The 12679-nt window shown below is 44.5% G+C and carries 11 protein-coding genes; 2 read left to right on the top strand and 9 right to left on the bottom strand.

What is annotated here, in order from left to right; genetic code table 11:
* Nucleotides 1-158: 158 nt before the first annotated feature.
* The 9 genes from AB4138_RS15505 to AB4138_RS15465 form a co-directional block, all read right to left on the bottom strand.
* Nucleotides 159-575, bottom strand: a complete 417-nt coding sequence (locus tag AB4138_RS15505) for a hypothetical protein (protein ID WP_050649910.1) — start codon at nt 573-575, stop codon at nt 159-161.
* On the bottom strand, nt 559-1632 hold the full coding sequence (locus AB4138_RS15500) for a formate dehydrogenase subunit gamma (protein ID WP_048615941.1): 1074 nt from the start codon (nt 1630-1632) through the stop codon (nt 559-561). The genes AB4138_RS15505 and AB4138_RS15500 overlap by 17 nt, the downstream gene beginning before the upstream one ends.
* 13 nt (nt 1633-1645) lie before the next feature.
* Nucleotides 1646-2254: a formate dehydrogenase FDH3 subunit beta gene (gene fdh3B, locus AB4138_RS15495; RefSeq protein ID WP_004742271.1), complete on the bottom strand. Its 609-nt coding sequence runs from the start codon at nt 2252-2254 to the stop codon at nt 1646-1648.
* An 11-nt stretch (nt 2255-2265) separates the two neighbouring features.
* The gene (locus AB4138_RS15490; protein ID WP_017066649.1) at nt 2266-5121 is read right to left on the bottom strand and encodes a formate dehydrogenase subunit alpha; all 2856 of its coding nucleotides are present in this window, start codon (nt 5119-5121) and stop codon (nt 2266-2268) included.
* Nucleotides 5122-5131: 10 nt separating this feature from the next.
* A complete protein-coding gene (locus tag AB4138_RS15485) occupies nt 5132-5332 on the bottom strand; it encodes a twin-arginine translocation signal domain-containing protein (RefSeq protein WP_008217926.1) in 201 nt (66 codons plus the stop codon).
* Nucleotides 5333-5409: 77 nt separating this feature from the next.
* Nucleotides 5410-6048: a molecular chaperone gene (locus tag AB4138_RS15480; RefSeq protein WP_372306664.1), complete on the bottom strand. Its 639-nt coding sequence runs from the start codon at nt 6046-6048 to the stop codon at nt 5410-5412.
* A 9-nt stretch (nt 6049-6057) separates the two neighbouring features.
* Entirely contained in the window at nt 6058-7719 is a 1662-nt protein-coding gene (locus AB4138_RS15475; protein ID WP_372114806.1) for a 4Fe-4S dicluster domain-containing protein, read from the bottom strand.
* Nucleotides 7720-8018: 299 nt separating this feature from the next.
* Entirely contained in the window at nt 8019-8702 is a 684-nt protein-coding gene (locus AB4138_RS15470; RefSeq protein ID WP_372306661.1) for a DUF3306 domain-containing protein, read from the bottom strand.
* Entirely contained in the window at nt 8692-9153 is a 462-nt protein-coding gene (locus tag AB4138_RS15465) for a DUF3305 domain-containing protein (RefSeq protein WP_372102759.1), read from the bottom strand. The genes AB4138_RS15470 and AB4138_RS15465 overlap by 11 nt, the downstream gene beginning before the upstream one ends.
* 397 nt (nt 9154-9550) lie before the next feature.
* Here AB4138_RS15465 and AB4138_RS15460 point away from each other — a divergent pair, with 397 nt between their 5' ends.
* Complete coding sequence (locus AB4138_RS15460) at nt 9551-10375, top strand: formate dehydrogenase accessory sulfurtransferase FdhD (RefSeq protein WP_017063873.1); 825 nt, start codon at nt 9551-9553, stop codon at nt 10373-10375.
* Between the two features lie 263 nt (nt 10376-10638).
* On the top strand, nt 10639-12540 hold the full coding sequence (locus tag AB4138_RS15455; RefSeq protein WP_372165203.1) for a methyl-accepting chemotaxis protein: 1902 nt from the start codon (nt 10639-10641) through the stop codon (nt 12538-12540).
* Nucleotides 12541-12679: the final 139 nt, after the last annotated feature.

The raw sequence follows: 12679 nt of genomic DNA, 5'->3' as shown, positions 1-12679 counted from the left end.
CACCAATTAAGGGAGTTGCACCATATTGAAGCGGTCAATACCATGCTTCATTCAGTTTTGTTGCTGATTAGAAACAAAAAGCCCAATGACCGAAATCATTGGGCTTTCAAAAGGACTATTGTGCTAGATAATTCGCTATCTAGTAAGTCTATGCTCGACTACAAGTTTGGACCTGTTGTCGGGTTTTGCGGTAGGTTTTGACTTAAACGCTGCATACCTTGATACATACGAATAAACCAAACCACAATCGCAACACCACCAAACAACATGCCTACATACGGGATGTAGTAAGCGATGTCATCGATAATGTGGTTTTGATACCAGTAATCGTTAACACCGATCAACACGCCATTAGAGGTTGCTACGGTCACGATAAGCACAACAAAGAACGTCAGGTTCAAGAAGAACGAGCGAATCAAGCCGTAGTAATGGGTATCCACTACTTCGCTGTCTTCACCTTTATCTAAACGATAGCCTGCGTAGATGATGGCAATTACACCAGAGAGAAGACAAGTAAATGGTGTAAAGCAGCTTAGGATGTAAGCAACCCAAATACCTTTATGAGGTTTGTTCATTCTTATTCACCCCTTCACTTTTCTCTGTTGCTGCGTTAGCGCTTTGTTCAACGCCGTTTTTCTCTTGTTCCATCACTTCTTTGTACCAAAGGTCATGGTGCTCTTTTGCCCAAGTTTCATCAACTTCGCCTGTTACCATGCCTTCTAGTGCACCTTCCATACCGAACAAGCCGATGTAGATGTGGAACACAAAACCACAGATAAGGATCAAAGCAGCCAACATGTGGACTAGGTTTGAAAGCTCCATATCTCGACGGGTTTGACCGAAGATTGGGAAGTCTAAAACCAAACCACTGATCGCAGCGACACTACCCATAACAATCAATAGCCAGAACAGTGCTTTTTCACCCGCGTTCGAAAACTCAGCAGATGGATGAGAACCTTTATGTTTCCCTACCATACCGCCCAGTTTCATGAACCACTGGATATCGACCATCTTGAAGATAGACTTGCGCCACCACTTGATAAGAACAGCCATCAACAGCACATAGAAAATTGGGCCGATGTAGTTATGGTATTGCTTAGCCAGTAGAACGATGAAGCCCCATAGATCCGTTGGGATATAAGGTTTCAAGAAGTGCTTACCGTAAACCAACATCAAACCACTGAACGCCAGTGTTAAGAAGGTAAACGCCATGCTCCAGTGCAAGGCACGATCTAGTCGCGACCAACGTTTTATCTTACGACCCGTTCTTGGCGCGCTTAGCATTAGCGGGCCAATCACAACGTACATCAAAGTCACAAAAGCAATACTGCCAAAGATAGCGACCGCACCGGCTGGTGACATCCACTTCTCTTTCAATATGTACCACGTTTGACCCGGAGTACTGATCAATACACCGTGCTCAGCAGATTGAGATGTGGTGTAACCTTCCTCTCCATTTCTTACTTGTCGCCAAAAATCGGCACCAGCAAGCTGTGTGATTTCTCGTTGAGCAGAGCTCGATTGAGTTTGTGATGAGTTCGTCTCAGATGCATGACTCATAGGAGAAAGCATTGTTAGTGCTGCCAACATCGGCAGCACAACAAGGAAGAGACGCTTAAACATTGTAAGCATACGTCTCTCCTACTTAGCTCTTAGTCGCATCGTAAGAAAGGTCGTTGCCGTCTGTCCAACCTGCACCTTTCGCACCACGTTCAACTACACGCTGACGGAAAACATCAGAAACTTTCTCTGCGTCACCCGCTAGCAGTGCTTTTGTTGAACAAAGCGAAGCACACATTGGCAGCTTGCCTTCAGCAATACGGTTCGCACCGTACTTCTGACGCTCTTCAACAGAACCTGGCTCTGTTTCAGGGCCGCCAGCACAGAATGTACATTTGTCCATCTTACCGCGCTCACCAAATGCTTCCTGTTTAGGGAATTGAGGTGCGCCAAACGGACAAGCAAACAAGCAGTAGCCACAACCGATACATAGATCTTTATTGTGAAGTACGATGCCGTCTTCTGTATGTTCAAAACAGTCTGCTGGGCAAACTGCCATACAAGGTGCATCAGTACAGTGCATACATGCTACTGAGATAGAGTTTTCACCCGGTTCACCATCGTTCAGTGTTACAACGCGGCGACGCTGAATACCCCATTCCAGAGCATCATCATTTTCATTCTTACATGCAGTGACACAACCGTTACATTCGATACAACGCTTGGTGTCACAAAGAAATTTCATTCTAGCCATTTTAAGACTCCTTACGCTTTACGAATATTACAAAGGGTTACTTTCGTTTCCTGCATCAACGTGACAGGGTCGTAACCGTATGTGGTTGCTGTGTTAGCAGCTTCACCAATAACGTAAGGATCAGTGCCTTCTGGATACTTAGAACGCAAATCTTCGCCTTGGAACTTACCACCGAAGTGGAATGGGATGAACGCCAGACCCGGTTTCACACGACGAGTTACCATCGCTTTCACCTTAATTCGGCCCTTCTCAGCACCTTCAACCCAAACGTCATCGCCATCTTTAAAGCCAATGTCGTTTGCATCTTTCGGGTTCACTTCAACAAACATCTCTTGTTGTAGTTCTGCTAGCCAAGGGTTCGAACGGGTTTCTTCACCACCACCTTCGTACTCAACCAGACGACCAGAAGTAAGAATAATCGGGTATTCACCAGACTTGTCTTGCTCTTGGATTGACTTGTACAACGTAGGAACACGGAAGATCGCTTCCTTGTCATCCCATGTTGGGTAGTCAGCAACTAGGTCACGACGTGGTGTGTAAAGTGGTTCACGGTGCAGTGGTACGCGGTCTGGGAATGTCCAAACAATCGCACGCGCTTTCGCGTTACCAAAAGGAATACAACCGTGCTTGATAGCCACGCGTTGAATGCCGCCAGAAACGTCAGTCTTCCAGTTTTTACCTTCAGCAGAGGCTTTCTCTTCTGCTGTTAGGTCATCCCACCACCCCAGTTGTTTCAGCAGTTTGTCACTAAATTCTGGGTAGCCATCTTTGATTTCGCTGCCTTTTGAGTAGCTGTCTTCAGCCAGTAGGCTTTGACCTTCAAACTCGACACCGAAACGAGTACGGAAGTTACCACCACCTTCAGCGACAGGTTTAGACGTATCGTAAAGGATATGCGTACCTGGGTGTTTCATCTCTGGGTTGCCCCAACATGGCCAAGGAAGACCGTAGGTCTCGCCATTCGCTGGGCCGCCTTCTGCAGCAAGCGTAGTTTTGTGGAATGTGTGCCAGTTTTGTTGGTGCTCTTTCAAACGCTCTGGGCTTTGACCTGTGTAACCGATCGTCCACATACCTTTGTTGAATTCACGTGTGATGTCTTCAATCAATGGTTGGTTGTTCTCAACACGGATGTTTTTGAACAGTTGATCAGAGAAACCAAGCTTCTTAGAAAGAAGGTACATGATTTCGTGGTCAGGCTTAGATTCGAACAGAGGATCAACCACCTTGTCACGCCACTGTAGAGAACGGTTTGATGCCGTTACACTGCCGTAGGTTTCAAATTGAGTGGTTGCTGGAAGCAAGTAAACGCCGTCAGTACGATCGTTCATTACTGCTGCAACTGTTGGGTATGGGTCAACGATAACCATCATATCCAGCTTCTGCATCGCCTTCTTCATCTCTGGACCACGAGTCTGAGAGTTCACCGCGTGACCCCAGTAGAACATGGCACGGATGTTTTCGCGTTGGCGAATCTTGTCTTTGTCTTCAAGTACGCCATCAACCCAACGAGATACAGGAATACCTGCACTGTTCATTGGTTTTTGACCGCCGTATGCGTTGTCGTCGAAACGGCCTTTCACCCAGTCAAAGTCGATATCCCAAACTTTTGACCAGTGACGCCAAGAACCTTCAGACAAGCCGTAGTAGCCTGGAAGTGTGTCTGACAGTACGCCAAGGTCAGTTGCGCCCTGTACGTTATCGTGACCACGGAAGATGTTTGCACCGCCGCCTGATTTACCGATGTTACCTAGCGCAAGCTCAAGTACACAGTAAGCGCGTGTGTTGTTGTTACCAGTCGTGTGCTGAGTACCACCCATACACCAAACGATACAACCCGGACGGTTTTCAGAAAGTAGTTTCGCGGTGTGGTATACGTCTTTTTCACTAACACCAGTTACGCGTTCAACTTCTGCTGGGTTCCACTTCGCGACTTCTTCACGGATCTCGTCCATGCCGAATACACGTTGTTTAATGAACTCTTTGTCTTCCCATTGGTTTGCAAAGACGTGCCATAACACACCCCAGATAAACGCAACGTCAGAACCTGGACGAAGAGAAACGTAGTGATCTGATTTCGCAGCAGTACGCGTACGACGAGGATCCGCAACAACGATCTTACAGTTGTTCTTCTCTTTCGCGATCAATATGTGTTGCATCGCTACTGGGTGAGCTTCTGCTGGGTTTGAACCAATGAACAGCATCGATTTACAGTTGTGCATGTCATTGAACGAGTTTGTCATTGCACCGTAACCCCAAGTGTTCGCAACACCGGCTACTGTGGTTGAGTGACAAATACGTGCTTGGTGGTCAACGTTGTTGGTGCCCCAAAGCGAAGCCATCTTACGGAATGCATAAGCTTGCTCGTTACTGTGTTTCGCACTACCTAGGAAGTAAACTGAATCAGGGCCAGACTCTTTACGAAGTTCTAGCGCTTTGTTACCGATCTCTTCAATCGCTTGTTCCCAAGAAAGCTTCTTCCACTTACCGCCTTCCAATTTCATTGGGTACTTAAGACGACGTTCACCGTGGCCGTGCTCACGAAGTGCTGCACCTTTCGCACAGTGTCCACCAGCGTTGAATGGGTGATCGAATGCAGGCTCTTGACCTGTCCATACGCCATTTTGAACTTCAGCGTAGATACCACAACCCACAGAACAGTGAGAACAGATAGTACGTTTCACTTCTGTTTTCGCTTCTGGATCGACTGATTTAGCCTGTGCTTTCTTCATCATACCTGGTGCAAATAGACTTGCGCCTACCACTGCGCCACCAGCAGCTAATGAAGTGTTTTTCATGAAGGCACGTCGAGACACACCTAGCTGATTGGTTTCTTTGCTCACACTATCGGAGCGTTTGACAAGTTTCATCCGTTATCTCCTAAAGTGTGTCGTAGTAATCGCGAATGTGTTGCGTCTCACGATACCCTGTCTTCTTCACGTCTTCTTTCGAAATTTCAACAGTTTCTGAAGCGGTTGCCACTTTAGTTGTACCAGCGACAACGGCACCAGCAACGGCTGCAGTCGTCAAGCCTTTGAGTAGATCCCTACGGCTTGTATTTATATCTTTATTATCTTTCATCATTGCTTCCTTACCTTACGGTAGATCTTTTTTGGAGGCTTAATGCCCCTCTATCGATATAATCGCGTACTGCTCGATTACTCGTAATCAGTGACGTTTTTCACATCAATCTTTAATTTGTGCTTACTGCTTTTTGTATTCACGCTAAAACGCACTTGTTCTAACGTTAAGAATGCTTCACACAGTTGAGCGGCCGATTTGTAGAAGTTCGCGCTTTCTGCCCCTTCAAGCTGACGCGTGAAAGAGTTAAACCAAGGGCCAAGGTGCTTATTGAATACCGCCTGTTGCAGTGCTTCTTCTTCAGCCGTTAGCATCGCCATCACTTCACACAGTGCTGCGATATGATCTTCCGGCTCTTTCACTTGATCGTCACGCTCAATGCCTAAAAGCTCTAAGTCATGACGAATCTCTGCCAATGGTTTTTCCATCATGGCGCCAGTGCGATGCCAAGAACCAAATGGAACGACTTCTCCACGCCCAATACCGATGAACAAATCTTGATATTCGTCTTCAAAAGCTTCACGGTTTGATTCTGTTGCCGCTTGTTGAATGGCAATCCAAGCCTTTTGCATTGCGCTTTCAGACGCTTCAATATCGAGTGTTTTTAGAAAGTCGATCACCTCTTCAGAAGGTGCGCTGCGAAACAGTGCGGATAGAACCAAATAGATCTCAGTTCTTAGTGTCTGTTCTTGTGCCTGATCCAAATTCGTTTCCAAGGCTAACTCCTAGTATTTCAATTGTTTCAATGGGTCTTGAGCCATTGAATCGAACATATCCACCACACGGCAGTCTTCACACATAGCAATACGATTAATCGCTGCTTCATCTGAAAAGTGAGAGTGACCGCGTAACTTGTTCTGTAACATGTCAATCATAGACTGAGGTGCGAATGGTTTATGGCAACGTACACATTCCGCAGCTTTCTCTTCATGAATCACAACTGCTTTTTGACGTTCTTCTTTTACCCAGTTCATACGAGGCGTAAGAGTCAGAACATTTTCAGGACATGCCTTTTCACACAAGCCACATTGAATACAGTCTTGTTCTACAAATTTAAGTGATGGAGAAGCCCCGTCGGTATGAAGTGCACGTGTCGGACACACAGCCACACAGCTCATACATAACGTACAATCTTTGCTATCACACGAAACGTTGCCGTAAGGTGCGTTTGACGGAAGCTCAACAATGTTCTCAACAGGAATACGAGCTGAAGACATCGCATCAAGTGCTGTAAATAGACGTTGGCGCTTGTTGCCTTGAAGATCGCCAAGTGCAAGGTCGAATGAATCCACACAAAGTGTTGGAGGACATTCACGTAGAGATTCTAAGTACAGAATATCGATGGTTTCTTTTGGAATACCGATTTGATCTAGTAGTTCTTGAGCAATCCCTACTTCGTTATTCAGAACACGAATGATCGTTTCTGGCATAAAGCGAGATGCGGCAAACAGAACCTGAGTTGCGCCATTAACTAAAGCTGCAAACCAAGTATCGATACCAATAGATGGCAGTTCTTCTACGACAATTGGAATCACGTTATCTGGTAGCGCTTTAAGAGCCATCACGTTGTAAGTCTCATGACGTGAGCTACAGATAAGTACGATTGGATCCAGACCACCCGCTTGCTCGTAGTTAGCTAGCGTACGTTCAATGAATTTTTGAGTATCGTCAGGGTTAGGTAATGCGTAAGAGATAGCTTCTGTCGGACAGCTCGTTGCACACGTACCCACGCCTTGACATAGGTAAGGGTTAATCTCGATCTTATGACCCGTCTTATCTGAGCCTTCACTTGAAAGTGCACCAGCAGGACAAGCATCAACACAACGCTCACAACCTTTAACACCACGAGAACTGTGTGCACATAGGTCTGTGTCCAAACGGAAGAACTTAGGCTTATCAAACGTGCCCATTAACGTAGGAATTTCTTCTAACGCTTCAGCCAGTTTTGGATAACCACGACCTACTGGGTAATAACCAGGAACAGGCACTTCTTCAGTCATGCAGCTATTCAGACATAGGTCTAAAACAACATCGAAACAATCGTGATTAATCGCGACTTTCGCTAGATTGCTTGATGTGCCTTTGTTTTCGATCACAACTTCAAACGTACCAAGGAAACCGGATACTTGAACCGAATTCGCGAAGTACAGTTCTGGGTTTGTGCCCTTTTCGCCATCTGTTGACAATAAGGTTAGGCTCGTCAATTGAGGTAATTGAGCCGCAGCACTTTCAATGATCGCAGTTGGACCAATAACAAGTGTATTACCGCCGCTTTCGTAGCTAACAGTAGGTGGAATCAGATTTGTTAACTCAACTGTATTTTCAAATGCATACAGTCTTGCTTTAGCGTTATTTGAATTTGCTTGTTCTAATAATTGTTTAAGCATTGCTCAGTTCCATCTTTGGACATGGATAATCTGTTCAACCTTTATTGTAGTAAGCGAGAGAGAACTTGCTGAGTAATCCGTTAACAACTAACCCTTTAGCCAGTGTGTCGTTCGTCAGACCGTGAACTCGTCTATCTACAAAAAAGTTGATAATGAACGTTATTTTGCAAATGCCATGCCAATTTAATATGCCTTATATTTCAGTGATTTAATCCTATATAACGTTTATTGTGCGTATAAAAAAACCGCTTGGGACATTTTGTCGCAAGCGGTTCATTGAGTGTTTAGTCAAAATGTACCTATTCTTTGTGTGGTATATTTTGTCCCACCTCTTTCAGGTCTGCTTCGTCTGACATTGTAGCGTTATTATCCGATACTGTGTTTTTATACAGTTCTTTTTCTTGTTCGGTTATTTCGGCACTTTCTGACGTTTCAAGTTTATTATCAGATACCTCAAGATCGCTTTCAGAATTTTCTAAAACTTCACCTTCGTCTTTATTATCAATGATTTGCTCTTCTTCTGGCGCAGTTTCTTCTTCCGTTTTGTCTTTAACCCAATCACGCAAGGTTTCCGCAACCCCTTCAGAAAGAGACTTCAAATTACTGTAATCGTCGTCGTAATCATCTAAACCATCACGAACGTTGAATTCTTCTGAGAGGAATAATTTACGCAATGCCGCTTTTTTTACGCTTTCTGAAGCTTCTGACACCAATAATTGAGCAACAGACAAGTCTTCAGTCGTTTCTGATGCTATCTCCTGAGAGTCAATAGTTTGAGAATCGACAGCGTGTTCTGGAGACTCTTTTTCCAAAGTTCCACGTTCTAGTGACTCCGATGTTTCTGCGTCTATAGATGAAGCAGCAGACGAAGCCTCAGTGGAAGTAAGCTCAGTTTCCTCAAGCGTTTGTTGCGATTCTAAAGGTTGGTCGGTTGATTCATCAAGCTTTCGTTGAGACCAACGGCTAAAAAAGTTAGTTGCCATTTGATCGACCCGCGCCTTTACGTTTCTTACGTCTTGCTTCTAATAACTCGCCATGACGACCGATGAATGCTTCCATCCAAGCTTGTACAGGCAATGGCATGTCGTAAGACAATACTTGGTTATCTCCGTCCATGTATTGGCCTGCGACTGTTTGTGATGCTGTCAGTAATTGAATAATAGGTTTACCGGAGTCAACATTATCCATAACTAAGAATAGCTTAGGTTGCTGAGAGCTTAGATTGAAGCGGTAGTCGGTACGTTCGTCTTTGTGCAACTGAAGCAAACATACGTCTGGGGTTTCATTTTCAGGTGATAATTCAAAACCGATGAGTTCCCATTGAGTTGTTACCCAAATGCCAGTTTTGATCTCTTTCTCTATTCTTTGGACACCGATTGGCCAAGCTGCTTCTGTTTTTTCATATTGTTCTTTGAATTCTTTTATCTCAGACATACTGCACCCAATTGATTTTCTTTATTCTGATCGTACGTAGGACATTTTGTACTTCGCATAATCATATACCCTCTACAAAGCAATAAACACGCCAATACATTTTAAGTCCTGCTCCGTCTTTAGTGCGTTTGTCGTAAAGTTACCCCTATAACGTTAGTCGATCGCGCTGGTTTGAGACAGTTAGTCTCGGTGAACTCTCATATTTTGCGCTATTTTAATCGAATGCTTCATGTTTTCTCGAATAGCCGCTATTTTGGAATGAGAATTGCTAAATGCTTGAGTTAAAGCTAAGACTGACTAAGTGACAGAGAACGCATGTATTCTAAAGAGTCGTATGATGACTCTTGCCTAACTTCTTATCCCTTATAATCGCTATCTCATTAAGTAGGACGTGACTGTGGTAAAACCAAACATAATAAAAACCAGTGAAAACCCACTTCAGACCATCGAAGTTGAAGTGTTTGATGAATATGGCGAAAAGCTAACGAAACAAATTGCGTGCGAGCGCCCTCTTACCGTTATGTTGAACTGGAAAGAGATCGTAACTCTAATGACATTGGGTTCACGCCCGGAAGCATTAGTCTTGGGTTATTTGAAAAACCAAAGCTTCCTTTCTGATCCAGAAGCCGTTGAATCAATCATCATCGACTGGGAAACCAGCTCAGCAGCGGTTATCACCAAAGAAGATACGAGCCAACTTGAGCAAGCGCTTAAGAAGAAGACAGTTACCTCTGGCTGTGGCCAAGGTACCATGTATGGCAACGTGATGAAGCAATTGGAAGATTACCAAGTGCCTCAAACCAAGATTAAGCAATCTGAAATCTATACGGCTCTAGAAGCGCTGACTCATTATAACGACACCTACAAGAAAGCGGGTGCGGTTCATGGCTGTGCTGTTTGCAAAGACGACAAGGTTCTATCGTTTGTTGAAGATGTTGGCCGACACAATGCCGTTGATACATTGGCTGGTGAGATGTGGCTTAACAAAGAGACAGGTGAAGATAAGATCTTCTACACCACAGGCCGTTTAACGTCTGAGATGGTGATTAAGGTTGCGCAGATGGGAATCCCTGTTCTACTGTCACGCTCTGGCGTTACACAAATGGGCTTAGATTTAGCGCAGAAGTTCGGCATAACAACGATTGCTCGTGCTAAAGGCTTGCGCTTCCAAGTCTTTACAGGTGCAGACAAGATAGATTTTGACGTCAAAGGCGAGCAGTAAACGTAAAGTTAACTCGTGCTGGGTGCAGTATCAGCTGCACCTTTTTTATATCCTTAAGTTTCCATTCCAATTCGTCCCCGATACAGGTTTCACGCTTCAGACCATCTAAACCTACACGTATCATGTCTTAAATTAGCTTTTCCTAAAGCAAATCTTGATTTAACACTCCAATAAGCTATTAGTTACATATTCATCAATTTAATGAATCTATTAATAAAAGTTAAAGATGAATATCAACGTCACCGGCTTAAAGGGAATTAACCATGAGTAATCAATCGGAACCTCAGCGTAGACCGCTGTCTCTTTCTATTCGCAGTAAGTTTATTTTAATCAACCTCACCCTGTTTATTTCTGTTTTTATCTATGCCATCTACGAGCAGTTCAGCTTAGACAAATTGGAATCATTGGAGATCGCTGCAACCGAAAACCTCAGAAGCTCAGTCGATTTATTAACGCTTAGGCGACATGAAAAAGACTTCTTGTCTCGCCACGATCAAAAATACGCAGAGCGTTTCGATAAAACCGCCGCCACATTGAATCAAAGATTGGTAACGTTGAACCAAACCCTAACCTCGCACGAACTTCACCTGACCGATCAAATGACCAAGATCTCCGATACTCTTCATCAGTACCAGAAACAGTTCCACCAGATCGTCAATCAAGTGAACGACATTGAACGTACAACCCCACCTTTGGGTTTTGTAGCAGCTCTTGATGGAAAAAGAACAGCGCTAAAATCAGCAATCGAATCAGAATCAGAATCAGAATCAAGTTTGGCACTGGAACTTGCGTTGTTAGAACTGATCGAAAAAGACTTCCATTACCTCGCACATATTAATAGCCAAACGAATGCGGCGTTAACCACTGCTCTTGTTGAGTTTGAACCCTACTCCCAAACCTCGATTGCGACTGAACAAGCCTATTCCGAATATAAGGCTGCGGTTGAAACTCTGTTGGTTGCTAACAGCAATCTAGGTTTGTCTGCAGAGTTGGGGCTTAGAGGCGCCTTACGTAGCAATGTCCATAAAACGGAACAAGCCATTGAAGAAGTGCAGAATGAGATAAGCCAAGCGATTACAGCGGCAGTTAGAAACACACAAAACATGTTACATCTGTTTGGTGCCGCTATCGTCGCTCTACTTTCTCTGTTATTGGTGTTCATCGGTCGCAACATCCTGGGTCGTATCAAAGCGATAAACGTGATGATGGAGTCTATTGCAAATGGAGATGGAGACTTAACCGTCAGAATGAACGCCAAAGGTAACGACGAGCTCGCTCAACTTGCCCACTCGTTCGATACCTTCATCGATAAACTGCACGGTAACATCAAAGAGCTATCCGGCGTGATGACGGTGCTGACAGACAGTTCATGCAGCTCTGAAGAAGCGGCAGTCAAAAGCATGAGCAATGCAGAGAAACAAAAGCAGCAATCTGAATCGGTAGCGACGGCAGTTAACGAGTTAGTGATGACGAGTAATGAGGTGACGGCGAACATCGAAAATGCCGCAACCAATGCCGAGAAGATCAAAGAAAATGCCCATCAAGCGCTGCAAAAGACACAATCAACAAACGACAGTATTAATGTCTTGGTAGAAAACATTGCAGAGTCTCAGGATCTCATCGTTCAGCTCGAAGAACAGAGTCGTGAAATCAATCAGGTGGTGACGACTATTCAAGGTATTGCTGAGCAAACTAACCTATTGGCGCTTAATGCTGCGATTGAAGCAGCGCGTGCTGGCGATCATGGACGAGGTTTCGCTGTGGTTGCCTCGGAAGTGCGAGAGCTTTCGTTAATGACTAACGATTCAACCCATCAAATAGAATCAACGATTCATGGTTTAACCACTGGGATAGACAAGACTGTCGCTAAGATGACAGCGAGCTTAGAACAAACTGAGCTGGTGAAAAGCCAAACCAAAGACGTGGTGAATGCGATAGAAGGAATACACTTCCAAGTTGGCGAGATGTTCGACTTAAACAGTCAGATCTCAACAGCGTCCGAAGAGCAATCGATGGTTTCCGTTGAGATTGACCGAAACATTACAGATATCGCTCACCTTGCCAGTGATACTTATACCGTGGTTTCTGGATCAGTGCGTTGCAGTGAACAAGTCTCGAGTGTGAGTGTGAAGCTAGAGAAGATTGTGGCGCAATTTAAGTACTAGTGATTAGTGATTAACGCAAGCTAGTTGATTTATGCGGTATGGAAAAACAAAAGGCCTCTATCTGATTGCTAAGATAGAGGCCTTTCTAATTTTGAATACGTACTAACGTGTTATTACGTATTCATAGACAGAACCTTAA

Source organism: Vibrio sp. 10N.286.52.C3, assembly GCF_041468865.1.
Classification (GTDB): Bacteria; Pseudomonadota; Gammaproteobacteria; order Enterobacterales; family Vibrionaceae; genus Vibrio; species Vibrio crassostreae_C.
This window is presented reverse-complemented; position numbering and strand designations above follow the sequence as displayed.